The 21,832-nt window shown below is 69.6% G+C and carries 23 protein-coding genes and 2 tRNA genes; 11 read left to right on the top strand and 14 right to left on the bottom strand.

From position 1 onward, the window contains the following. Window positions 1-65: 65 nt before the first annotated feature. A complete protein-coding gene (locus tag MAA44156_RS04360) occupies window positions 66-728 on the bottom strand; it encodes a lysozyme family protein (RefSeq protein WP_003875034.1) in 663 nt (220 codons plus the stop codon). A 476-nt stretch (window positions 729-1,204) separates the two neighbouring features. On the opposite strand from MAA44156_RS04360, the gene rpmB reads away from it, so the two are divergent. Next, a complete protein-coding gene (gene rpmB, locus MAA44156_RS04355) occupies window positions 1,205-1,399 on the top strand; it encodes a 50S ribosomal protein L28 (protein WP_003875033.1) in 195 nt (64 codons plus the stop codon). Window positions 1,400-1,412: 13 nt separating this feature from the next. Here the strand turns inward: rpmB and MAA44156_RS04350 are convergent, their stop codons facing one another. Beyond that, window positions 1,413-2,234 (bottom strand): mycofactocin-coupled SDR family oxidoreductase, encoded by an 822-nt coding sequence (locus tag MAA44156_RS04350; RefSeq protein ID WP_009978211.1) that lies wholly within the window; start codon window positions 2,232-2,234, stop codon window positions 1,413-1,415. An 11-nt stretch (window positions 2,235-2,245) separates the two neighbouring features. Continuing rightward, window positions 2,246-3,136: an SDR family NAD(P)-dependent oxidoreductase gene (locus MAA44156_RS04345; RefSeq protein ID WP_009978212.1), complete on the bottom strand. Its 891-nt coding sequence runs from the start codon at window positions 3,134-3,136 to the stop codon at window positions 2,246-2,248. An 84-nt stretch (window positions 3,137-3,220) separates the two neighbouring features. Between MAA44156_RS04345 and MAA44156_RS04340 the strand changes: the two genes are divergently transcribed. From MAA44156_RS04340 to MAA44156_RS04330, 4 genes are read left to right on the top strand one after another with little or no spacing between them, the layout of a single operon-like run. Next, on the top strand, window positions 3,221-3,664 hold the full coding sequence (locus MAA44156_RS04340; RefSeq protein WP_009978214.1) for a nuclear transport factor 2 family protein: 444 nt from the start codon (window positions 3,221-3,223) through the stop codon (window positions 3,662-3,664). 4 nt (window positions 3,665-3,668) lie between these two features. Next, window positions 3,669-3,794, top strand: a complete 126-nt coding sequence (locus MAA44156_RS23670; RefSeq protein WP_255250784.1) for a hypothetical protein — start codon at window positions 3,669-3,671, stop codon at window positions 3,792-3,794. Continuing rightward, window positions 3,787-5,031 (top strand): DUF1214 domain-containing protein, encoded by a 1,245-nt coding sequence (locus MAA44156_RS04335; RefSeq protein ID WP_009978216.1) that lies wholly within the window; start codon window positions 3,787-3,789, stop codon window positions 5,029-5,031. Before MAA44156_RS23670 ends, MAA44156_RS04335 begins: the two co-directional genes overlap by 8 nt. Before the next feature lie 2 nt (window positions 5,032-5,033). Continuing rightward, window positions 5,034-5,864, top strand: a complete 831-nt coding sequence (locus tag MAA44156_RS04330; RefSeq protein WP_003875028.1) for an oxidoreductase — start codon at window positions 5,034-5,036, stop codon at window positions 5,862-5,864. Between the two features lie 128 nt (window positions 5,865-5,992). Here MAA44156_RS04330 and MAA44156_RS04325 read toward each other — a convergent pair whose 3' ends face one another. Next, complete coding sequence (locus MAA44156_RS04325) at window positions 5,993-6,676, bottom strand: uracil-DNA glycosylase (protein WP_009978218.1); 684 nt, start codon at window positions 6,674-6,676, stop codon at window positions 5,993-5,995. Between the two features lie 52 nt (window positions 6,677-6,728). Further along, window positions 6,729-7,676, bottom strand: coding sequence for a thiamine-phosphate kinase (locus MAA44156_RS04320; RefSeq protein ID WP_009978220.1), 948 nt, complete (start codon window positions 7,674-7,676; stop codon window positions 6,729-6,731). A 141-nt stretch (window positions 7,677-7,817) separates the two neighbouring features. Here MAA44156_RS04320 and MAA44156_RS04315 point away from each other — a divergent pair, with 141 nt between their 5' ends. Further along, window positions 7,818-8,333 (top strand): DUF3515 domain-containing protein, encoded by a 516-nt coding sequence (locus MAA44156_RS04315; protein WP_080555759.1) that lies wholly within the window; start codon window positions 7,818-7,820, stop codon window positions 8,331-8,333. On the opposite strand, the gene MAA44156_RS04310 is transcribed toward MAA44156_RS04315, so the two are convergent. Together MAA44156_RS04310 and MAA44156_RS04305 are read right to left on the bottom strand one after the other, a co-directional pair. Next, window positions 8,330-9,439, bottom strand: coding sequence for a D-alanine--D-alanine ligase family protein (locus tag MAA44156_RS04310; RefSeq protein ID WP_003875024.1), 1,110 nt, complete (start codon window positions 9,437-9,439; stop codon window positions 8,330-8,332). The two genes, MAA44156_RS04315 and MAA44156_RS04310, sit on opposite strands and share 4 nt — an antisense overlap. A gap of 31 nt (window positions 9,440-9,470) precedes the next feature. Further along, window positions 9,471-10,526, bottom strand: a complete 1,056-nt coding sequence (locus MAA44156_RS04305) for an NAD(P)H-dependent glycerol-3-phosphate dehydrogenase (protein WP_009978224.1) — start codon at window positions 10,524-10,526, stop codon at window positions 9,471-9,473. A 124-nt stretch (window positions 10,527-10,650) separates the two neighbouring features. Here MAA44156_RS04305 and cofC point away from each other — a divergent pair, with 124 nt between their 5' ends. From cofC to mutT1, 3 genes are all read left to right on the top strand, one after another. Next, window positions 10,651-11,313, top strand: coding sequence for a 2-phospho-L-lactate guanylyltransferase (cofC, locus tag MAA44156_RS04300; protein ID WP_009978225.1), 663 nt, complete (start codon window positions 10,651-10,653; stop codon window positions 11,311-11,313). 89 nt (window positions 11,314-11,402) lie between these two features. Beyond that, on the top strand, window positions 11,403-13,595 hold the full coding sequence (locus tag MAA44156_RS04295) for an RNA degradosome polyphosphate kinase (RefSeq protein ID WP_019733494.1): 2,193 nt from the start codon (window positions 11,403-11,405) through the stop codon (window positions 13,593-13,595). Window positions 13,596-13,679: 84 nt separating this feature from the next. Continuing rightward, window positions 13,680-14,627, top strand: a complete 948-nt coding sequence (gene mutT1, locus MAA44156_RS04290; protein ID WP_009978229.1) for an 8-oxo-(d)GTP phosphatase MutT1 — start codon at window positions 13,680-13,682, stop codon at window positions 14,625-14,627. Between the two features lie 94 nt (window positions 14,628-14,721). On the opposite strand, the gene MAA44156_RS04285 is transcribed toward mutT1, so the two are convergent. The 3 genes from MAA44156_RS04285 to leuC form a co-directional block, all read right to left on the bottom strand. After that, window positions 14,722-15,360: an HU family DNA-binding protein gene (locus MAA44156_RS04285; protein ID WP_009978231.1), complete on the bottom strand. Its 639-nt coding sequence runs from the start codon at window positions 15,358-15,360 to the stop codon at window positions 14,722-14,724. Between the two features lie 211 nt (window positions 15,361-15,571). Beyond that, a complete protein-coding gene (leuD, locus tag MAA44156_RS04280; RefSeq protein WP_009978233.1) occupies window positions 15,572-16,168 on the bottom strand; it encodes a 3-isopropylmalate dehydratase small subunit in 597 nt (198 codons plus the stop codon). A 25-nt stretch (window positions 16,169-16,193) separates the two neighbouring features. Further along, window positions 16,194-17,624 (bottom strand): 3-isopropylmalate dehydratase large subunit, encoded by a 1,431-nt coding sequence (leuC, locus tag MAA44156_RS04275; RefSeq protein WP_009978235.1) that lies wholly within the window; start codon window positions 17,622-17,624, stop codon window positions 16,194-16,196. Between the two features lie 86 nt (window positions 17,625-17,710). Here leuC and MAA44156_RS04270 point away from each other — a divergent pair, with 86 nt between their 5' ends. Together MAA44156_RS04270 and MAA44156_RS04265 are read left to right on the top strand one after the other, a co-directional pair. Then, a complete protein-coding gene (locus MAA44156_RS04270; protein ID WP_003875015.1) occupies window positions 17,711-18,412 on the top strand; it encodes an IclR family transcriptional regulator in 702 nt (233 codons plus the stop codon). Window positions 18,413-18,515: 103 nt separating this feature from the next. After that, window positions 18,516-19,028, top strand: coding sequence for a pyridoxamine 5'-phosphate oxidase family protein (locus MAA44156_RS04265; RefSeq protein ID WP_003875014.1), 513 nt, complete (start codon window positions 18,516-18,518; stop codon window positions 19,026-19,028). Between the two features lie 17 nt (window positions 19,029-19,045). On the opposite strand, the gene MAA44156_RS04260 is transcribed toward MAA44156_RS04265, so the two are convergent. From MAA44156_RS04260 to MAA44156_RS04245, 4 genes are all read right to left on the bottom strand, one after another. Beyond that, window positions 19,046-19,118, bottom strand: a tRNA-Glu gene (locus MAA44156_RS04260). A gap of 83 nt (window positions 19,119-19,201) precedes the next feature. After that, a tRNA-Gln gene (locus MAA44156_RS04255) sits at window positions 19,202-19,273 on the bottom strand. Between the two features lie 151 nt (window positions 19,274-19,424). Then, window positions 19,425-20,903 carry a glutamate--tRNA ligase gene (gene gltX / locus MAA44156_RS04250; RefSeq protein ID WP_023861067.1) on the bottom strand — a complete coding sequence of 493 codons (1,479 nt, stop codon included), beginning with the start codon at window positions 20,901-20,903 and terminating at the stop codon, window positions 19,425-19,427. After that, the gene (locus tag MAA44156_RS04245) at window positions 20,900-21,706 is read right to left on the bottom strand and encodes a fumarylacetoacetate hydrolase family protein (RefSeq protein ID WP_003878741.1); all 807 of its coding nucleotides are present in this window, start codon (window positions 21,704-21,706) and stop codon (window positions 20,900-20,902) included. The genes gltX and MAA44156_RS04245 overlap by 4 nt, the downstream gene beginning before the upstream one ends. Window positions 21,707-21,832 lie beyond the last annotated feature (126 nt).

The following is a 21,832-nucleotide window of genomic DNA, read 5'->3' as shown; positions in this document are numbered from 1 at the left end:
GGCGACGCGGGCGCTGCGCCCGGTTACTCCCCGCCGGTGAGGAAGATCGGGTACCGCGGGCGCGGCTAATAACCCTGCCGGATACCGGGATTGGCCTGCCCCACCAGCAGCCGCTGATTGCTGCCGTCGGGGCTGACGCCGTAGCGGCTCATCTGATAGTTCATCGACGCGCACGCGGCGGCCACCGGATCCCACGCCGAATTCGACGTCCCCGGCTGGTGGAAGGCCGCGAACGTGTCCGGCATCAGCTGCCACGGGCCCCGCGTGGCGTGCAGCGGGCCGCCGTCGAGCTGGGCCGGCCCATACGCGTTGCTGTCGGCCAGGTTGATCGCCGCCGAGTGAAACTGGGATTCGTGGTCGGCGATCGTCATCATGCCGTCGATCCAGCGGCCACGGGCCGACGCGTCGGTGACCCCGATCCGCGTCAGCGCCTCCTCGAGGTAGCCGCGGATCGCCTCGGGGCCGTCCGCCCACGCTCCGCGACCGTCGAACGCGACCTGGCGCAGCTGGATACCGCCACGCACGGCGGCCACCTCGTGCACCGCGGGACGGGGCTCCGCGGGCGGCCACCACCATGTCGGCGCGGCCCGAGGGGCTCGCGATGCTCTCGGGCCGGGGCCGCCCTGGCCGATGTCGGACTGCCCGCCCACCGCCGTCGGGCAATTGACCGACTCGCTACCGATGGCGAGACTGCCCAGGGCCGCCACCACCGCGTAGGCCGTCGCCATTCGGCGCAGCCTCAAAACCCACCGTCGTACGTCCACCGGAGAGCCACGCCGGGTTTCGGCGCGGGCTGGACCGGCGGTGTTTTCGGCGCGCGCAACCACCCCGCGCACTCCCCTCGAACTGCCGATATTTGCTTCCCAGCCTCATCCGCAGCTCCGCGCGGGCCGGCACCGCCGGGAAGAAGACTTCAGCCCAACCGGCGCGCCGTCCGCGCCTGGTACAGGCAGCGACCGCGCCGACCATCGGCGGCGCCGCCATCCTAACGACCGCGCGCGCCGGCAACCTCGCTGCGAGCCGGTATTGTGATCGACTCCATGTCCGCGGCGGGCATGGCTCCAGCGCACAGTGACCGCACGTCAGCGTTTTGGTGGTTGCCCCGACAGTCGGTATCCTCGGTTGGGCCCGGGCGAACCCGGGCCGTCCCGGCCGCGGAGGCAGACCGCCGAGCCGGACCCCCGAGATTTGAGGAGCTTGAACCATGGCCGCTGTGTGCGACATCTGCGGGAAAGGCCCCGGCTTCGGCAAGTCGGTGTCGCACTCCCACCGCCGCACCAGCCGCCGGTGGAACCCCAACGTCCAGACGGTGCACGCGGTCGCCCGTCCGGGCGGCAACAAGCAGCGCCTCAACGTGTGCACCTCGTGCATCAAGGCCGGCAAGGTCGTCCGGGGCTGACCAGTCCCGTCGCTCACATGACGACGTGGCCGGCGTCCACCGGGATGGCCACCCCCGTCACGTAGCGTGACCGCGGCCCGGCCAGCCACAGCACCGCCTCGGTGACGTCGCGCGACTCGACCAGCGGCACCTCGGGCAGCAGGGTCTGCGACAGCGCCGGGTTCGGATTCTCCAGCATCCGGTTCACCACGAAATCGTTGAGGATCATCGGCGTCGCGACCCCGCCCGGGTGTACCGAGTTCACCCGAATCTTGTGCGGCGCATAGGCATTCGCCGCCGAGCGCATCAGGCCGACCACACCGTGTTTGGACGCGGCGTAGGCGAACATCGCCGCGCTGCCGTCGCCGCCGCGCCCGGTCAGACCCTGCGACGAACTGACCAGCACCACCGGGCCGCCGCGGCCCTTGCGCACGATCGAGGGCACCGTCGCCAGCATGGTGTGCCACACGCCCTTGAGGTTGGTGTCCACGATCGTGTTGAACACCGGTTCGGACTCGGCCTCGGTGACGCCGATGGCCACCACCCCGGCGTTGGCGACGACGACGTCGATGTCGCCGAGCCGGTCGATGCCCGCCTGCACCCCGGCCCGCAACGCCTGCAGGTCGCGGACGTCGGCGATCACCGGAACCGCTGCGCGGCCCCCGGATTCGACCAGCCGCACGGTTTCGGCGAGCTCGGCGTCGGTGCCCAGGGCGTAGGGAATGGCCGGCAGGTCGGCGCAGATATCGACGACGATGACGTCGGCGCCCTGCTGCGCCAGCGCGACGGCGTGGCTGCGGCCCTGCCCGCGCGCGGCGCCGGTGACGACGGCGACCGTGTTGTCGAATTCGCCCATGGCCGACCTCCCTAGACCCTCAGTTCCGTGCCGGTCTCGCGCTCGGCGAAGGCCACCAGCCGCGCGGCCGTGTCGTAATCGCAGGCCAGCGGGGTGCGCCCGATCAGCACCGGGCCGCCGCGCAGCCCGAACCTGCCGCTGACCCCGACGTAGCTGCCGGGCGGGATCGGCTCGCTGATGCAGTACAGGGTGGGCGCCGCGCCCTCGTCGATGTCGTTGGCCAGCCGGTCGGCCACCACTTTGACCGCCTTGTGCGCCGCCGCCTTCAGCGGCGCGTCGCCCAGGTTGGACAGGTTCGACGCCACCCAACCCGGGTGGGTCAGCTGAGTCACGATCGGCGACCCCGCCGCGCGCAGCCGGCGGTCCAGCTCGAGCCCCCACAGCATGACCGCGAGCTTGGACTGCGCGTAGGCGCCCAGCCGGGTCCACTTGTGCCGGCGCAGATGCAGGTCGTCGAGGTGCAGCGTCGCCGAGCGGTGCGCGTCGGAGCCGACGTTGATGATCTGGCTGCGCACCTTGGGCAGCAGCAGGTTGGTCAGCGCGAACGGCCCGAGCAGGTTGGTGCCCAGCGTCATCTCGAAGCCGTCGACCGTCTCGGTGCGCCGGTCGGTCAGGGCGCCGGCGTTGTTGATCAGGATGTCCACCGGCGCCTCGATCCGGTCGGCGAAGGCGCGCACCGACGACAGGTCGGCCAGGTCGAGCTTTTCCACGGCGGTCGACCCGCCCATCTGGGCCGCGCGTTGCTTCCCGAGTTCGGTGTTGCGCACGGCCAGGATCACCTCGGCGCCGGCCTTGGCCAGGGCACGGGCGGTGCCCAGCCCGACGCCGTTGGTGGCTCCTGTCACGATCACGCGTTTGCCGGTGAGGTCGCCCAGCCGGTCCGGGGTCCACGGTATGGTCACGGCGAACCAGAGTAATGGTCGGTTCTATGTAAGTTGGGCCGGTTCTGCCAACATAAGAGCCGACGACTCCCGAGGCGGTTCGACATGACTGACAGCGCCACCGAGATCACCAACCTCATCTACACCTACGCGCAGCTGCTCGACGGCGGCGACCTGGACGGGGTGGCCCGGCTCTTCGAACACGGCCGGATCTGCGGCGTGCAGGACGGCCCGCCGGAAACGGTGTTCGCCGGCTCGGCCCGGGTGCGCCAGATGTACGAGATGGCCACCCGCATCTACGAGGACGGCACCCCGAAGACCAAACACAACACCACCAACGTGCAGCTCGACATCGACGAGGAGCGGGGCACCGCGCGCAGCACCTCCTACTACTGCGTCACCCAGGCCACGCCCGAGCTGCCGTTGCAGGTCATCGTCACCGGGCATTACCAGGACACGTTCCACCGGGTGGACGGCGCCTGGTGCTTCGAGAGCCGGACCATGTTCGTCGACCAGGTCGGCGACGTCAGCCACCATCTGAAGTTCTGACCAGGTGAAGCCCTTCGACCCGGACGCCGTGCTGGCCGACTACGGGCTGCGGCCCGAGCAGGTGGACGAGCCATTTACCTTGTACCGCAAGCGTTTTGGTGAATATATTGGAGGAACAGCGGATGCCTGAGCACCCGGTCGCGACCCGCTCCCAGCACGAGCAGGAACTCGCCGCGCTCGATTTGATCGAGCACCCGACCGTCAGGGCCGCCTACCGGTCGGTGGCGCAGACCTGGCTGGGCCGGGCCAACGCGTCGGACGCGATGCGCGCACGGTTCGACGACGCGTTCGCCGAGGTGATGTTCTCGGCGGCGATCTGGTCGTCCAATCAGGACAAGCTGCGGCCGAAGGTCAGCTGCATCACCCGGCTGGCGCATCCCGTGGACGGCCGCCGGGTTCCCGGATCACGTTGGGGCATCGACAATCCCGACAGCGTGTACCGGGTAATCCCGATCTCCGGTGAGGAGCGCTACGAGATCCACGGGCGGGTCGGCGAACACCGGATGACCGAGAACTACTTCACGCTGTGGGACGCCCGGATGGGCACCATCGACGTGCTCAACGGCCGCACCATGCGGGTCGAGCCGGACGGCAGCTTCACCATCACCGTGGACGCGCAACCCGCCAACGGCCGCCCCAATCATGTGCGGACGTCGGCTGCGGCGCACGAGTTCTACATCCGCGACGTGCTGCTGGACTGGGACCGCGACGACCCCAATTACTTCGAGGTGCAACGGCTCGGTGGCCCGCCGGCGACACCGGCGCGCACCCTCGACGAGCAGGCCGAGGCGACCGCGGCGATGATGGCCTACTTCGCCGATTTCACCGGCAAGCTCAGCCACGGCGTGTACAAGATGCCGGCCAACCGTTTCGATCTGGCCTGGTCGGCGGAGAAGGCCGGCGCGATGCGCAACCAGGCGTACGTGATGGGCCGCTTCGACCTCGCACCGGACGAGGCGTTCGTCGTCGAGGTGAATGATGGTGGCGCGGAATACTTCACGGTGCCGCTGAGCAACATCTGGGGCACCACCCTGGACATCGTCGACCGCACCGGCAGCCTCAACAAGGCGCAGTCGGTCGCCAACGAGGACGGCAGCTACACCTACGTGATCGCGCCCACCGATCCGGGCGTGGCCAACTGGATCGACTCCGACGGCCTGCGCGAGGCCATCCTGACGCTGCGGATGGCCGAGTTCGGCGAGCACGGCCCCCGCGAAGACCTCGGCGCCCGCGGCCGCGTCGTCAAGCTGGACCGGCTCGACACCGAGGTGGCGCACCTGCCGCGGGTGAGCCCGCAGCAGCGGGCCGCCGAACTCGCGCAGCGCCGGGCCGGCTATCTGCGCCGCCTACCCGAAGGGACGATCTAGCGATGGCACGCTGGCTGATCACGGGATGCTCCACCGGCTTCGGCCGCGAAATCGCCGGTGCGGCACTGCAAGCCGGCCACCGCGTGGTGGTGACGGCACGACGGGCCGACGCCGTTCGGGGTTTTGCCGAGGAATTCGGCGAGCTGGCGCTGCCGGTCGCGCTCGACGTGACCGACCGCGACCAGATCGCCGCCGCGGTGGCCGCGGCCGACGCGGCGTTCGGCGGCATCGACGTGCTGGTGAACAACGCCGGGCACGGCTACCTGTCGGCGGTGGAAGAGGGCGAGGACGCCGAGGTGCGAAAGCTGTTCGACGTCAACTACTTCGGTGCGGTCGACATGATCAAGGCGGTGCTCCCGGGCATGCGCGCCCGCGGCTGCGGGCACATCGTCAACATCTCGTCGATGACCGGCCTGGTGGCCAACCCGCCCAACGCCTACTACTCGTCGACCAAGTTCGCGCTGGAGGCCGTCACCGAGGCGCTCGCCGCCGAGGTCCGCCCGTTGGGTATCAAGGTGACCGCGATCGAGCCGGGGGCCTTCCGCACCGATTGGGCCACCCGATCGATGAAGGAGTCCGGCACGCCGATCGCCGACTACACCGACGTCGCGGCGCGCAAGGACCTGATCAAGCAGTTCGCCGACCACCTGCCCGGCGACCCGCGCAAGGTGGCCGAGGCGGTGCTGATGGTGACCGGGCTGGACGAGCCGCCGCTGCGGCTGCTGCTCGGACGCGACGTGCTCAAGGCCATGCGGGACAAGATCGCCGCGATGTCGGCGTCGATCGACGAGTGGGAGGCCGTCACCAAGGACGTGAACTTCCCGGGCGCGTAGGCCGCTGTCGCCGCTGCGGCCCGCGAGCGTCACGCCAGCGTGACGGCCGCCGGCCCAGCGTCACGCCAGCGTGACGGCCACGGCCGCGCGTCACGCCAGCGTGACGGGCGCCGGCCCAACCGCGAGCGTCAGGGCAGCCGCCAGTCGATCTCGTCGGCGCCCATCTCGGCCAGCAGCTTGTTGGCCCGGCTGAACGGCCGTGACCCGAAGAACCCCCGCGACGCCGACAGCGGAGACGGGTGCGGCGACTCGATGGCCACGCAATTACCTTGGGCCAGAATCGGTTTCAGGGTCGAGGCGTCACGGCCCCACAGGATGGCGACCAGGGGCTGCTGGCGCGCGGTCAGCGCCCGGATGGCACACTCGGTCACCGGCTCCCAGCCCTTGCCCCGGTGCGACGCCGGGTTGCTGGGGCGCACGGTGAGCACCCTGTTCAGCAGCAGCACGCCGCGCTGCGCCCAGGGCGTCAGGTCGCCGCACGAGGGCGGGGGGTGGCCCAGGTCCGCGGTGTACTCCTGGAAGATGTTGGCCAGGCTGCGCGGCAGCGGCGACACGCCGGGTGCCACCGAAAAGCTCAGCCCCACAGCGTGTCCCGGCGTCGGATAGGGATCCTGCCCGACGATGAGCACCTTGACCTCGTCGAAGGGATAGGTGAACGCGCGCAACACGTTTGGGCCGGCCGGCAGGTACCGGCGCCCGGCCGCGATCTCGGCCCGCAGAAACTGCCCCATCCGGGCGACCTGCTCGGCCACCGGCTGCAACGCACGCGCCCAGCCGGGCTCGACGAGTTCACTCAGCGGGCGCGCCGTCATCGCCGGCCCCCGCCGGCCGCGGGATCGGTCACTTTGAGATCACCGGGCCACCCTAGTACGACTGCCAGCCGGCGGGGCCGCTCCACTCCCGCTCGTCGACCAGCACCCGGGCCGGGCCGTCGAGAACCCGCCCGATGATGCGCCAGCCGGCCGGCGCGGGCCCGGGGAAACAGGCCACCAGGGCGTGGTCCTCACCGCCGGTCAGCACCCACGGCCAGGCGTCGACGCCCACCGCGGCCGCCGCGGCCGCCACCGCGTCACGGTCGGCGGCCAGCGCCGCGGTGGATACGTCCATGCCCACCCCGGACGCCTCGGCGACGTGCCGCAGGTCGGCGATCAGGCCGTCGGAGACGTCGATCATCGCCTGCGCTCCCCCGGCCGCGGCCACCGCACCCTGGCCGTAGGGCGGCTGCGGCACCGCATGCCGGCGGCGCAGCTCGTCGAACCCGCCAATCTGATTGCGCCACAGGTCAAATCCCGCCGCGGATCGGCCCAGGTCGCCGACCACGGCGATCAGCGAGCCGGGTTCGGCGCCGGCGCGGCGCACCGGGGAGCGTCCGTCCAGCTCGCCGAGCGCGGTGACCGAGATGACCCACTGCGGGCAGCTGACCAGATCGCCGCCGGCGATGCCGGCCCCCACCCGCTGTGCCTCGTCCCACATGCCGTCCACCAGCGCGTCCACCTGCTCCGCCGCGGTCTGACCGGGAGCGCCGAAGCCCACCACGAACGCCGTGGGCCGCGCGCCCATCGCCTCGATGTCCGCGGCGTTCTGCGCGATCGCCTTGCGGCCGATGTCGTGCGGCGTCGACCAGTCGAGCCGGAAATGCCGGTCCTGCACCAGCATGTCGGTCGACACCACCACGCGGCCGTCGCCGGTCGTCACCAGCGCGGCGTCGTCGCCGGGCCCGAGGGTCACCGCGGCCGGCTGCCGGCGCCCGGCCACCAGCCGGTCGATGACGGCGAATTCGCCGAGTTGCCGCAGCGTCGATTCGTCCCGCACGCCACCACCATAGGGCTGTCGCCCGGGCGGGCCGACCGCCAATACTGGGAAGCCGGGTAACAGTGGCCCGACAGACAAGGAGGTGCGCGGGCGGTGGCAACCGAATCGGAGGCCGACGGCGGGCCCCCGCGGGCGGTGATCATGGTCGCGGTCGCGCTGGCGGTGACGACGATCGGGGTGATCCTGGCGATCGCGGCGACCCGTGAGGCGCCGCCGCAACCCGTTGCCGTAGCGGCCTTTCCGGCGCCGCACGCCGGGGACGCCGCCTGCCGGGCGTTGCTGGACGCGCTGCCGCAGCGGCTCGGCGACTATCAGCGCGCCCCGCTCGAGCAGCCGGCCCCGGCGGGCGCCGCGGCCTGGCGGACCGGGCCGGACAGCGAGCCGGTGGTGCTGCGCTGCGGCCTGGACCGCCCGGCCGAGTTCGTCGCCGGATCCCCCATCCAGGTCGTCGACCGGGTGCAGTGGTTCGCGGTGCGCCCCGACCCGCAATCCGCCGGGGACGCCGGCAGATCCACCTGGTACACGGTGGACCGCACGGTGTATGTGGCGCTCACGCTGCCGTCGGGCTCGGGCCCGGCGCCCATCCAGCGGCTCTCCGACGTGATCGCGCAGCGCATCGCGGCGGCGCCGGTCAACCCCGGGCCGCCCGCCGGCTAGCGCAGCCCGACGCCGCGGGCCAGGGCCGTCTCCACCATGGTGGCCAGCAGACTCGGGTAGTCCACGCCGCTGGCCGCCCACATCCGCGGGTACATCGAGATGGTGGTGAAGCCGGGCATCGTGTTGATCTCGTTGAGCACCGGCCCGGTCTCGGTGAGGAAGAAGTCCACCCGGGCCAGCCCTTGGCAGTCAACGGCCTTGAATGCGCGGATCGCCAATTCGCGTACCGCGTCGGCGATTTCGTCGTCGACCTTGGCGGGCACGTCCAATTCGGCTGTGTCGTCGAGGTATTTGGTCGCGAAGTCGTAGAACGAGTCCTCACGCCCCCGTACCCCGGCCACCCGGATCTCGCCGACCGTGCTGGCTTGCACTGTGCCGTCGGGCATTTCGAGCACCCCGCACTCCAGCTCCCGGCCGGCGATGGCCGCCTCGACGATGACCTTGGGATCGTGGTCGCGGGCGGCGGCCACGGCGGCGTCCAGCTCGTCCCAGCTCGAGACCCGGCTGACGCCGATCGAGGAGCCGCCCCGGGCGGGTTTGACGAACACCGGCAAGCCCAGCCGCTCGCGGTCCTGCAGCGACAATGTGGACTGCGACGGGCGCAGCACCGCGTAGTCGCCGATCGGCAATCCCTCGGCGGCGAACAGCTTCTTGGTGAATTCCTTGTCCATGCCCGCGGCGCTGGCGAACACGCCGGCCCCGACGTAGGGCACCCCGGCGAGTTCGAGCAGCCCCTGGATCGTGCCGTCCTCCCCGTACGGGCCGTGCAGCACCGGGAACACCACGTCGACGGAGGCCAACACCTCACTGGCGCCGGGGGGAAGGGAAACCAGTTGGCCGCTGCGCCCCGGATCCGCCGGCAGCGCCAGCTCGGTCCCCGACGCGGACGTCACCTCGGGCAGTTGCCGGTCGCTGATCGCCAGCGCGGCCGGGTCGCCGTCGGTGAGCACCCACGAGCCTTGCGGGGTGATGCCGATCGCGACGACCTCGAACCGCCGCGGGTCGAGGTTGCGCAGGATGCTGCCGGCCGAGACGCACGAGATGGCGTGCTCGTTGCTGCGCCCGCCGAAGACGACGGCGACGCGGACCCGCTGGCTGGCATTCACAATCTGAACAGGCTACCGGGTGGCGGCCAGGTCATTCGGGCTTGGTGCGCCGGCCCAGCAACAGCGCCATCGCCTCGTCGACGGACAGCCCCTTGTGACAGACCCGGTGCACCGCGTCGGTGAGCGGCATTTCCACGTCGTAGCTGGCGGCCAGCGCCAGCACCGACTGGCAGGACGTCACGCCCTCGACGACGTGCCCGTCGCCGCCGTCGGGGCTACCGGCGAGCACCGAACCGATGGTTGCCCCGCGGCCGAGCCGCTCGCCCAGCGAACGGTTGCGGGAGTGCGGCGAGCTGCAGGTGGCGACCAGGTCGCCCACCCCGGCCAGCCCGGCCAGCGTCGCGCCCTTGGCGCCGAGCGCGATGCCCAGCCGCATGATCTCGGCCAGCCCCCGGGTGATGATGGCCGCCGCGGTGTTCTCGCCGAGGCCCACGCCGGCGGCCATCCCGCAGGCCAGCGCGATCACGTTCTTGCACGCCCCGCCGATCTCGGTGCCGACCACATCGCTGTTGGTGTAGGGCCGGAAGTATCCGCTGTTGAGCATGCGCTGCAGGGCGACGGCGCGGCCGGAGTCGCTGCACGCCACCACCGTCGCGGCGGGCTGGGACGCGGCGATCTCGCTGGCCAGGTTCGGTCCCGAGATCACCGCGACCTGAGCCGGGTCGACGCCGGTCACCGAGACGATGACCTGGCTCATCCGCATCAGGGTGCCCAACTCGATGCCCTTGGCCAGGCTGACCAGGGTCGCCCCGTCCCGCAGCAGCGGCGCCCAGCGCTCGAGGTTGGCGCGCATCGCCTGCGCCGGCACGCCCAGCAGCACCGTCGTCGCGTCCCGCAGCGCCTCGCCGGCGTCCGCGGTGGCGTGGATGCCCGGCGGCAACGACGTCCCGGGCAGGTAGTCGGGGTTGGATCGGGTCGCGTTGATCCGTTCGGCGAGCTCGGGCCTGCGGGCCCACAGCGTGACCTCTGTTCCGGGGCCGCCGGCGTCGACGAGCACCTTGGCCAGCGCGGTGCCCCACGCCCCGGCGCCCATGACCGCGACGGCGCCGGCCGCACCGGCCTTCGGACCGCCCCCTGGGCCGGCCATGTACCACCCCCTGTCCGTGGTCGATGTAGCTCACGCGGCACTTGCAGCCGCTACACCCTAGATCAGCGGCCGACCGGGCGTCACGCAAGCCGGCTGCGCGCCGGCGCTGGCAGGATGACATCTCATGAGCGGCACACGAGCCGACGGCGGGCACGACGGTGCGGGCGATGTCGCCCTGATCATTGCGGTCAAGAGGCTGGCCGCGGCCAAGACCAGGCTGGCCCCGGTGTTCTCGGCGCGCACCCGCGAAAGCGTGGTGCTGGCCATGTTGACCGACACCCTGACCGCCGCCACACGGGTCCGGTCGCTGGGTTCGATCACCGTGATCACGCCCGACGAGGCCGCCGCGGCGGCGGCCGCCGGGCTGGGTGCCGACGTGCTGGCCGACCCGACCCCGGAGGGGCATCCGGATCCGCTCAACAACGCCATCGCCACCGCGGAGCGCGCGGTGAGCGGTTCCTTTACCAATATCGTTGCGCTGCAAGGGGATCTGCCGGCGCTGCAGTCCCAGGAGCTGGCCGAGGCGGTGGCCGCCGCGCGTGCGCACCGGCGCAGCTTCGTCGCCGACCGGCTGGCCACCGGCACCGCGGCGCTGTTCGCGTTCGGCACCCGGCTCGATCCCCGGTTCGGCTCCGATTCGTCGGCGCGGCACCGCAGTTCGGGCGCGATCGAGCTGACCGGCGCCTGGCCCGGCCTGCGCTGTGACGTCGATACCCCCACCGATCTGGCCGCCGCCCGCCGCCTCGGGGTGGGGGCCGCGACGGCCCGGGCCGTCGCCGCGCATTGATTTTCGCTCACCGCGGCAGAATCTGTCCGGCCGGTGAACGGCGGCCCAACGGCGAATGGATGTCCCGCGGGCGCTAGCAGCAGCCGCGCGTGATGCGCCATGATCGCAATGTGACTGAAATCGACGCTGAGACTCGACCCGACGAGAACCTGTGGCATTCGGGCGACTCGGCCGTGGGGGCGCCACCCGCGGCGACCCCGGCCGCGATGACCGACCTGCCGGAGGACCGTTATCTCAACCGGGAACTGAGCTGGCTGGATTTCAACGCCCGGGTGCTGGCGCTGGCCGACGACAACTCGCTGCCGCTGCTGGAACGGGCCAAGTTCCTGGCCATTTTCGCCTCCAACCTCGACGAGTTCTACATGGTGCGGGTCGCCGGGCTGAAGCGGCGCGACGAGATGGGCTTGTCGGTGCGCTCGGCCGACGGGTTGACGCCGCGCAAACAACTCGCCCTGATCGGCGAGCACACCCAGCGGATCGCGACCCGGCACGCGCGGGTGTTCCTCGACTCGGTGCGCCCGGCGCTGGCCGAGGAGGGCATTCACATCGTCACGTGGGCCGATCTCGATCAGGCCGAGCGCGACGAATTGTCGACCTATTTCACCGAACAGGTCTTTCCCGTCCTGACGCCCCTGGCCGTCGATCCCGCGCACCCGTTCCCCTTCGTCAGCGGGCTGAGCCTGAACCTGGCGGTGATGGTGCGCCAGACCGAGGACGGCGGCCAGCACTTCGCCCGCGTCAAGGTGCCCAACAACGTCGATCGCTTCGTTGAACTCGCGGCGCCGAGAGCGGGCGCCGAGGGCGAAAACCGCGGCGTCGTCCGGTTTCTGCCGATGGAGGAACTGATCGCGGCGTTCCTGCCGCTGCTGTTCCCGGGCATGGAGATCGTCGAACACCACGCGTTCCGCATCACCCGCAACGCCGACATGGAGGTCGAGGAGGACCGCGACGAAGATCTGCTGCAGGCGCTGGAACGGGAGTTGGCGCGGCGGCGCTTCGGCCCGCCGGTGCGGCTCGAGATCGCCGACGACATGACCGAGGGCATGCTGGAACTGCTGCTTCGCGAACTCGACGTGCATCCCGGCGACGTCATCGAAGTGCCCGGCCTGCTCGACCTTTCGTCGCTGTGGCAGATCTACGATTTGGATCGCCCCGCGCTCAAGGATCCGGCGTTCGTCCCGGACACCCACCCCGCCTTCGCCGACCGCGAATCCCCCAAGAGCATCTTCGCGACGCTGCGCGAGGGCGACGTGCTGGTGCACCACCCCTACGACTCGTTCTCCACCAGCGTGCAGCGCTTCATCCAGCAGGCCGCCGCCGACCCCAACGTGCTGGCGATCAAGCAGACGCTGTACCGCACCTCCGGTGATTCGCCGATCGTTCGGGCGCTGATCGAAGCGGCCGAGGCCGGCAAGCAGGCGGTGGCACTGGTCGAGATCAAGGCGCGCTTCGACGAGCAGGCCAACATCCGCTGGGCGCGCGCCCTCGAACAAGCGGGCGTGCACGTGGTTTACGGGCTCGTCGGCCTCAAGACGCATTGCAAGACATGCCTGGTGGTGCGCCGCGAAGGTTCGGCGATCCGCCGGTACTGCCACATCGGAACCGGCAACTACAACAGCAAGACCGCTCGCCTGTACGAGGATGTCGGTCTGCTGACGGCGGCGCCGGACATCGGCGCCGACCTCACCGATTTGTTCAATTCGCTTACCGGCTATTCGCGTAAGGTCTCCTACCGCAATCTGTTGGTGGCGCCGCACGGGATTCGCACCGGCATCATCGAACGCGTCGAACGCGAGATCGCCGCGCACCGCGAACGCGGGCAGGGCCGAATTCGGTTGAAGATGAACGCGTTGGTGGACGAGCAGGTGATCGACTCCCTGTACCGGGCGTCGCAGGCGGGGGTGCGGGTCGAGGTCGTGGTGCGCGGCATCTGCGCGCTGCGCCCGGGCGTGCAGGGTTACTCCGAAAACATCTTCGTGCGCTCGATTCTGGGACGTTTCCTGGAGCACTCGCGGATCATCCACTTCCGCAACATCAACGAATTCTGGATCGGCAGCGCCGATATGATGCACCGCAATCTCGATCGCCGCGTCGAAGTGCTGGCGCAGGTCAAGGATCCCAAACTCACCGCGCAGCTGGACGAGTTGTTCGAATCCGCGCTGGATCCGTCCACCCGGTGCTGGGAATTGGGACCCGACGGGCAGTGGACCCCGTCGCCGCAAGAGGGCCATACCGTGCGTGATCACCAAGTATCGTTGATGGAGCGGCATCGCAGTCCCTAGCCCTGCGGGTGAGTTCGGAGTTGTTTTTCCGGCCGCAGCGTGATCCAGCGTGCGACTTCACCGAATTGACCTGCAGGAGTTGAGGTGCCGACCCAGAATTCGTCGACTGCTCGACGCGCCGGAACCCGGGTGGTCTACGCCGCCGGCGCGGTGCTGTGGCGACCCGGCGACGCCGAGCCGGACGGCGGTGACGTCGAGGTCGCGATCATCCATCGCCCGCGCTATGACGACTGGTCACTGCCCAAGGGCAAGGTGGACCCCGGCGAGACGGCGCCGGTGGCGGCGGTGCGCGAAGTGCGTGAGGAGACGGGCCAGTGCGCCGTGCTCGGCAGAAGGCTCGACACGGTGCGCTATCCGATCGAACAGGGCGTCAAGAAGGTCTACTACTGGTCGGCGCGCGCCACCGGCGGCGAATTCGTACCCGGCGACGAGGTCGACCAGTTGCTCTGGTTGCCGGTGGCCGAGGCGATGCAGCGGCTCAATTACACACAAGACCGAAAAGTGTTGCGGCACTTCAGCAAAAAGCCCGCGGACACGCACACCGTGCTGGTGGTGCGGCACGGCACGGCCGGGCGCAAATCTCGTTTCTCCGGCGACGACGCCAAGCGGCCGCTGGACAAGCGGGGCCGGGCGCAGGCCGAGGCGCTGGTCCCGCAGCTGCTGGCGTTCGGTGCCTCGCAGGTGCACGCGGCCGACCGGGTCCGCTGCCACCAGACCGTGCAACCGCTGGCCGAGGAGCTCGACGTGCCGGTGCACAACGAGACCACGCTCACCGAGGAGGCGTACGCCAAGAACCCCAAGCGCGCTCGGCACCGGATGCTCGAGATCGCCGGGGAGCCAGGCACACCGGTTGTCTGCACGCAGGGCAAGGTGATTCCGGACCTGATCGCGTGGTGGTGTGATCGCGACGGGGTGCGGCCCGACAAGTCGCGCAATCACAAGGGCAGCACCTGGGTGCTGTCGTTGTCGGCCGGCCGGCTGGTGGCCGCCGATCACATCGGCGGCGCGCTGGCCGCCAACGTGCGCGCCTGAGTTCGCGGCGGCGTGCCCGCTCGCTAGCACACGAATACCCTCCGGGCGGCACCGCTGCCGGCCGAAGGGTATTCGTGTCTAGGACGTGCTCTGCCTACTTGCGGCCGCGACGCGCGGTCGTCTTCTTGGCCGCGGCCTTGCGAGCCGGAGCCTTGCTGGCGGCCTTCTTGGCCGGAGCCTTGGTCGCGGCCTTCTTGGCCGGAGCCTTCTTCGCCGCAACCTTCTTGGCCGGAGCCTTGGTCGCGGCCTTGCGCACCGGAGCCTTGGTCGCGGCCTTGCGGGCCGGAGCCTTCTTGACCGCAGCCTTCTTCGCCGGGGCCTTCTTGGCGGCGGCCTTCTTGGCCGGAGCCTTCTTCGCCGCAGCCTTCTTGGCGGGCGCCTTCTTGGCGGCGGTCTTCTTGGCCGCGCCGCCGACCACGCCGCGCTTGACGGCCGGGCCCTCGGACGGGAGACGCTGTGCCCCAGAGACAACCGCTTTGAATTGAGCGCCGGGGCGGAACGCCGGGACGGACGTCGGCTTCACCTTCACCGTCTCACCGGTACGCGGGTTGCGGGCCACCCGTGCGGCGCGCCGCCGCTGTTCGAATACACCGAACCCGGTGATCGTGACGCTGTCGCCCTTGTGTACCGCACGCACAATGGTGTCGACGACATTCTCGACCGCTGCGGTCGCCTGCCGACGGTCCGTGTTCAATTTCTGTGTGAGCACATCAATGAGCTCTGCCTTGTTCATCACTCCCTCCGACACTAGTGGTCCTCGATTTGAACCGACTAGTGGACACGGTAAACCCTCACCCAGCAAATTTCCAAGAGCCACGCGCAATTTCACGGCGGGGCGGGCGGCGTTTTCGCAATCCGGTTGCCGCCCTTGACCGGTGGAGGGCGTCGCAAATCGGGCCGGTTTAGTTAGCCCATCGAGCAGAAATTCGGCCCGGCTCAGCGGTTCACGCGACGGGCGAAGTGCGCGGTTTCCAATCGGGATACGCCGCTTCGTAGGATTCGATTCTGTCGAGTTTCCGCAGCGTAAGGGCTATATCGTCGAGCCCTTCGAGTAGTCGCCACGCGGTGTGGTCGTCAATCTTGAACGGCAGCACCGTCGTTCCCGCGGTGATATTTCGATCTTGAAGATTGGCAGTGATTTCCAAGCCGGGGCTCTGCTCGATGAGCTTCCAGAGCAGCTCCACCCCGTCCTGGGAAACTTCGGCCGCCAGCAGACCCGCCTTGCCGGCGTTGCCCCGGAAAATGTCGCCGAATCGAGACGAGATGACCACCCGGAACCCGTAGTCCATCAGTGCCCACACGGCGTGCTCGCGCGACGACCCCGTCCCGAAATCCGGTCCGGCGACTAGGACTGAGCCACGGTCAAAGGGGCTGAGGTTGAGCACGAATGACGGATCCGACCGCCAGCTGGCGAACAAGCCGTCCTCGAAACCGGTTCGGGTTACGCGCTTCAAATACACCGCCGGAATGATCTGGTCGGTGTCGACATTGGAGCGCCGCAGCGGCACACCGATGCCGGCGTGGGTGTGAAATGCTTCCATGCTCATCCCTTCACGGTCGAATACGTCAGTCCAAATCGGCCGGAGCGGACAATGTGCCGCGCACCGCCGTGGCCGCGGCGACGGCCGGAGACACCAAATGCGTGCGGCCGCCTTTGCCCTGGCGCCCTTCGAAGTTGCGGTTCGAGGTCGCCGCGCACCGCTCCCCCGGCGCCAGCTGATCGGGATTCATTCCCAAACACATCGAGCAGCCCGCCTGCCGCCATTCGGCGCCCGCGGCGGTGAAAACCTCGCCCAGCCCTTCGGCTTCGGCCTGCGCGCGCACCCGCATCGAGCCGGGCACCACGAGCATCCGCACCCCCGGCGCGACCTTGCGGCCGCGCAGCACGTCGGCGACGACCCGCAGATCCTCGATACGACCGTTGGTACAAGAGCCGACGAACACCGCGTCGACCGCGATGTCGCGCATCGGCGTGCCCGGTCGAAGGTCCATGTATGCCAACGCTTTCTCGGCGGCCTGGCGCTCGGCATCGTCGGTCATCAGTTCGGGATCCGGTACCGCGGCGGCCAACGGCACACCCTGCCCCGGGTTTGTGCCCCACGTCACGAACGGGCTCAGCGACGCGGCATCCAGATAGACCTCGGTGTCGAACACCGCGCCGGGATCGGTGCGCAGCTGCTGCCAATAGCGCATGGCCGCATCCCATTGCGCGCCCTTGGGGGCGTGCGGGCGGTCCCGCAGGAACTCGTAGGTGGTGTCGTCGGGAGCGATCATCCCTGCCCGGGCACCGGCCTCGATGCTCATGTTGCACACGGTCATCCGGCCTTCCATCGACAGCGATTCGATGGCGCTGCCGCGGTATTCGATGACGTGCCCCTGCCCGCCGCCGGTGCCGATCTTGGCGATCAGCGCCAGGATGATGTCCTTGGCCGTCACGCCGGCCGGCAACTCGCCGTCGACGTTGACCGCCATCGTCTTGAACGGCCGCAGCGGCAACGTCTGGGTGGCCAGCACGTGCTCGACCTCCGAGGTGCCAATTCCCATGGCCAGTGCGCCGAATGCGCCGTGCGTCGAGGTGTGACTATCCCCACACACCACCGTCATTCCCGGTTGGGTCAGGCCCAGCTGCGGCCCGACGACATGCACGATGCCCTGCTCCGCGTCGCCCATCGGGTACAGCCGGACGCCGAATTCGGCACAATTTCGGCGCAATGTCTCGACCTGGGTGCGCGACACCGGGTCGGCGATCGGCTTGTCGATGTCGATGGTGGGCACGTTGTGGTCCTCGGTGGCCAGCGTCAGATCGGGCCGCCGCACCGGCCGGCCGGCCAGCCGCAGGCCGTCGAACGCCTGCGGGCTGGTGACCTCGTGCACCAGGTGCAGATCGATGTAGATCAGGTCCGGCTCGTTGGCCCCGCCGGACACCACAACGTGGTCGTCCCAGACTTTTTCGGCCAGCGTGCGCGGCGTGGCCGTCGTCCCCGCGTCGATTCCCATCTCGAACTCGCCTCAATTCGCTTTGTCCGCGGCTCGCCGATCCGTCGGGCTGGTGATCTCATAATGCGAGACGCTAGTATCTCCTTGTGAGACAGCATAGCGGCATCGGCGTCCTGGACAAAGCGGTGGGTGTGCTGCACACCGTCGCCCAATCACCCTGTGGGTTGGCCGAACTGTGCGAGCGGACCGAGCTGCCCCGGGCCACCGCCTACCGGTTGGCGGCCGCGCTCGAGGTGCATCGCCTGCTGGCGCGCGGCGACGACGGGCGCTGGCGGCTGGGCCCGGCGGTCACCGAACTGGCGGCACACGTCAACGATCCGCTGCTGGCCGCCGGCAGCGCGGTGCTGCCGCTGTTGCGCGAGACCACCGGCGAGAGCGTGCAGCTGTACCGGCGCGAGGGCACCGACCGGGTGTGTGTGGCCGCACTGGAACCCGCTGCGGGCCTTAGGGATACGGTTCCGGTCGGGGCGCGGCTGCCGATGACCGCGGGGTCGGGCGCCAAGGTGTTGCTCGCCCACAGCGACGCCGCCACCCAGAAGGCGGTGCTGGCAAACGCGAAATTCACCGAGCGCACGCTGGCCGAGGTGCGGCGGCGCGGCTGGGCGCAAAGCGTGGCCGAACGCGAGCCCGGGGTGGCCAGCGTGTCGGCGCCGGTGCGCGACAGCCGCGGTGCTGTCATCGCGGCCATCTCGGTGTCGGGCCCCATCGACCGGATCGGCCGGCGCCCCGGAGCGCGCTGGGCCGCCGATCTGGTGTCCGCCGCCGAAGCGCTCACCCGCCGCCTCTAGTTCTTTCTCGCGAGCAGACACAAAAGTCCCCTTTTCGGACGACTTTCGCGTGCTTTTGCGTCTGCTCGCGAGGGGACACAGCGGACCTGACAGACTGACCGGCATGGGAACCAATCAGCGCGCGAGCATCGTCATGTCCGACGATGAGATCGCCGACTTCGTCGTCAAGAGCCGCACCGGCACGCTGGCCACCATCGGCCGGGACGGGCAGCCTCATCTGACCGCCATGTGGTACGCCGTCGTCGACGGCGAGATCTGGCTGGAGACCAAGGCCAAGTCGCAGAAGGCCATCAACCTCAAGCGCGACCCGCGGGTGAGCTTCCTCATCGAGGACGGCGACACCTACGACACCCTGCGCGGCGTGTCGTTCGAAGGGGTGGCGGAACTCGTCGACGATCCCGACGTCGCCCACCGGGTGGGGGTCAGCGTCTTCGAGCGCTACACCGGTCCCTACACCGACGAGATGAAGCCGTTCGTTGAGCAGATGATGAACAAGCGGGTGTGTGTTCGCATCGTGGCCCGCCGGGCGCGTTCCTGGGATCACCGCAAACTCGGCTTGCCACCCATGCCGGTGGGTGGATCGACGGCGCCGGCGGTGCTGGGCACCGACCGGTGACCGCGGTCTTGGTTTTGTAGCCCCGATGGGATTCGAACCCACGCTACCGCCGTGAGAGGGCGGCGTCCTAGGCCGCTAGACGACGGGGCCAGACACGATCCACAGACGATCCGAGGTGTCAGCATAGCTCACCCCGCTAAGCCCACCTAATCGCTTGGAACGGCGGGGTTTTGCTGGGGTACCAGGACTCGAACCTAGAACGGCTGAACCAGAATCAGCTGTGTTGCCAATTACACCATACCCCATTGGCTGCCTAAAACAGCTGGTCAGCGTCGATCTCAGGCTTTTGTTAGCGCTTCGGGGACCGCCGCCGCCAGTCGTTCTTCGGCCTTTGTGAACCGCAGTGCAGACTACCAAAGACTCGCCGGGGCCATCCGCACGTGTGGTGCTCGTCGCTCAGGCGCTGTGCTGACCGGCCCGCTCCCGCGCCGCGCGCAACCTCCGCAAGCTGCGGTCGCGGCCCAGCAGCTGCAGCGATTCGAACAGCGGCGGGCTGATCGTCGTCCCGGTGGCGCCCACCCGGATCGGCCCGAACGCCTTGCGCGGTTTGAGGCCCAGGCCGTCGATGAGCGCGGTCTTCAGCGCGGCCTCGATCTGCGGCGCCGCCCAGTCCGTCACGGCGTCCAGCGCGGGCAGCGCCGCGTCCAGCACCGCGGCGCCGTCGGGCCCCAGCTCCTTGGCGGCGGCCTTCGGGTCGATCGCGTACTCGTCGTCGTTGAGGAACTTCAACAGGTCCCACGCGTCGCCGAGCACCACGATGCGGGTCTGCACCAACTCGGCGGCGGTGGCGAACGCCGCGTCGTCGAGCGCGAGGCGATGCCCGTGGACGTCGAGGTAGTCGCGCAGCCTGGCGGCGAAGTCCGCGGCGGTCAGCATCCGGATGTGCTCGGCGTTGAGCGCGTCGGCCTTCTTCTGGTCGAAGCGGGCCGGATTGGAGTTGACGTCGACGACGTCGAAGGCGGCCACCATCTCGTCCAGGCTGAACACGTCGCGGTCGTCGGCGATGGCCCAGCCCAGCAGCGCAAGGTAATTGAGCAGCCCTTCGGGGATGAAGCCGCGGTCGCGGTGGGCGAACAGGTTGGACTGTGGGTCGCGCTTGGAGAGCTTTTTGGTGCCCTCCCCCAATACCGTTGGCAGGTGGGCGAACTGCGGGATGCGCTCGGCCACTCCGATCCGGATCAGCGCCTGATACAGCGCGAGCTGACGCGGTGTCGAGGGCAGCAGGTCCTCGCCGCGCAGCACGTGGGTGATCTTCATCAGCGCGTCGTCGCACGGGTTGACCAACGTGTACAAGGGATCTCCGTTGGCGCGGGTCAACGCGAAGTCGGGCACGGAGCCGGCGGCGAAGACGGTGCTGCCGCGGACCAGGTCGTCCCAGCCGAGATCTTCGTCGGGCATCCGCAGCCGCACCACCGGTTGGCGGCCCTCCGCCAGGAAGGCGGCGCGCTGCGAATCGGTGAGGTGGCGATCGAAGTTGTCGTAGCCCAGCTTGGGATTACGGCCGGCGGCGATGTGCCGCGCCTCGACCTCCTCCGGGGTGGAGAAGGCGTAATACGCCTCGCCCGCCTCGACCAGTTTGGCCACCACGTCGCGGTAGATCTCGCCGCGCTGTGACTGCCGGTAGGGGCCGTACGGGCCGCCCACCTCCGGCCCCTCGTCCCAGTCCAGGCCGAGCCAGCGCAGCGCGTCCAGCAGCGCCAAGTAGCTTTCCTCGCTGTCGCGCGCCGCGTCGGTGTCCTCGATGCGAAACACGAAGGTGCCGCCGGTGTGTCGGGCGTATGCCCAGTTGAACAGCGCCGTGCGGACCATGCCGACGTGCGGGGTGCCGGTGGGCGACGGGCAGAATCGGACCCGGACGTTTGCGGGTGCAGTCACGATTTTCCTTTGCGGACCACGGGATTGGTCAGGGTACCGATGCCCTCGATGGTGATGGAGACGGTGTCGCCGTCCTCGATGGGACCCACGCCCGCCGGTGTTCCGGTGAGGATGAGATCACCGGGCAGCAGGGTCATCACGGCCGAGATCCATTCGACGATGGAGCCGATGTCGTGGATCAGCAGCGACGTGCGGCTGCGTTGTTTGACCTCGCCGTTGACCTCGGTGCGCAATTCCAGGTCGCCCGGGTCCAGCGGATTGAGGTCAGTGACGATCCACGGCCCGACCGGGCAGAAGGTGTCATGGCCCTTGGCCCGCGTCCACTGACCATCGGATCGTTGTTGGTCGCGCGCCGACACGTCGTTGCCGATGGTGTAGCCGAGGATGTTCTCGGCGGCCTGGGCGGCCGAGACGTCCTTGCAGGGCCGGCCGATCACCACCGCCAGCTCGCCCTCGAAGTGCACGGGTGATGCGTTGGCCGGCAACCGAATCGGCACGTTCGGTCCGATGATGGCGGTGTTGGGTTTGAGGAAGATCACCGGGTCGGCCGGCACGGGGCCGGTCGCCTCGCCCATCTCGGCGATGTGGTCGGCGTAGTTCTTGCCGACGCACACCACCTTGCTGGCCAGTATCGGGGCGAGCAGCCGGACGTCGGCGAGCGGCCACGACCGGCCGGTGAAGTTGGGGGTGCCGAATGGATGCTCGGCGATTTCGCGGGCGATCATCTCGGCGGGGTTGTCGAGTTCGCCCTCGATACTGACGAAGGCGACACCGTCGGGGCTGGCGATTCGACCAAGGCGCATTTGGCTCAGCCTAGTGAGGGCCGCGAGCGCGGCGTAGCCGGGCGTGGCGGGCCGTCACCATCGAGCCCCGTGACGGCCGCGAGCGCGGCGTAGCCGGGCGTGGCGGGCCGTCGACCCCAAGCACCG

The organism is Mycobacterium avium subsp. avium (assembly GCF_009741445.1).
GTDB lineage: Bacteria > Actinomycetota > Actinomycetes > Mycobacteriales > Mycobacteriaceae > Mycobacterium > Mycobacterium avium.
Note: the sequence above shows the minus strand (reverse complement) of the source record. Positions and strands in the feature narration are given on the sequence as shown.

Excerpts from the sequence above, each read along its gene's own strand:
- MAA44156_RS04305 (WP_009978224.1), bottom strand. The coding sequence starts at position 10,526 with ATGGCCGGCCCAGGGGGCGGTCCGAAGGCCGGTGCGGCCGGCGCCGTC.
- MAA44156_RS04315 (WP_080555759.1), top strand. The coding sequence starts at position 7,818 with ATGGTCGCGGTCGCGCTGGCGGTGACGACGATCGGGGTGATCCTGGCG.
- MAA44156_RS04245 (WP_003878741.1), bottom strand. The coding sequence starts at position 21,706 with ATGCGCCTTGGTCGAATCGCCAGCCCCGACGGTGTCGCCTTCGTCAGT.
- MAA44156_RS04340 (WP_009978214.1), top strand. The coding sequence starts at position 3,221 with ATGACTGACAGCGCCACCGAGATCACCAACCTCATCTACACCTACGCG.
- rpmB (WP_003875033.1), top strand. The coding sequence starts at position 1,205 with ATGGCCGCTGTGTGCGACATCTGCGGGAAAGGCCCCGGCTTCGGCAAG.
- leuC (WP_009978235.1), bottom strand. The coding sequence starts at position 17,624 with ATGGGAATCGACGCGGGGACGACGGCCACGCCGCGCACGCTGGCCGAA.
- MAA44156_RS04335 (WP_009978216.1), top strand. The coding sequence starts at position 3,787 with ATGCCTGAGCACCCGGTCGCGACCCGCTCCCAGCACGAGCAGGAACTC.
- cofC (WP_009978225.1), top strand. The coding sequence starts at position 10,651 with ATGAGCGGCACACGAGCCGACGGCGGGCACGACGGTGCGGGCGATGTC.
- MAA44156_RS04285 (WP_009978231.1), bottom strand. The coding sequence starts at position 15,360 with ATGAACAAGGCAGAGCTCATTGATGTGCTCACACAGAAATTGAACACG.
- MAA44156_RS04350 (WP_009978211.1), bottom strand. The coding sequence starts at position 2,234 with ATGGGCGAATTCGACAACACGGTCGCCGTCGTCACCGGCGCCGCGCGC.
- MAA44156_RS04265 (WP_003875014.1), top strand. The coding sequence starts at position 18,516 with ATGGGAACCAATCAGCGCGCGAGCATCGTCATGTCCGACGATGAGATC.
- MAA44156_RS04325 (WP_009978218.1), bottom strand. The coding sequence starts at position 6,676 with ATGACGGCGCGCCCGCTGAGTGAACTCGTCGAGCCCGGCTGGGCGCGT.
- MAA44156_RS04330 (WP_003875028.1), top strand. The coding sequence starts at position 5,034 with ATGGCACGCTGGCTGATCACGGGATGCTCCACCGGCTTCGGCCGCGAA.
- leuD (WP_009978233.1), bottom strand. The coding sequence starts at position 16,168 with ATGGAAGCATTTCACACCCACGCCGGCATCGGTGTGCCGCTGCGGCGC.
- MAA44156_RS04360 (WP_003875034.1), bottom strand. The coding sequence starts at position 728 with ATGGCGACGGCCTACGCGGTGGTGGCGGCCCTGGGCAGTCTCGCCATC.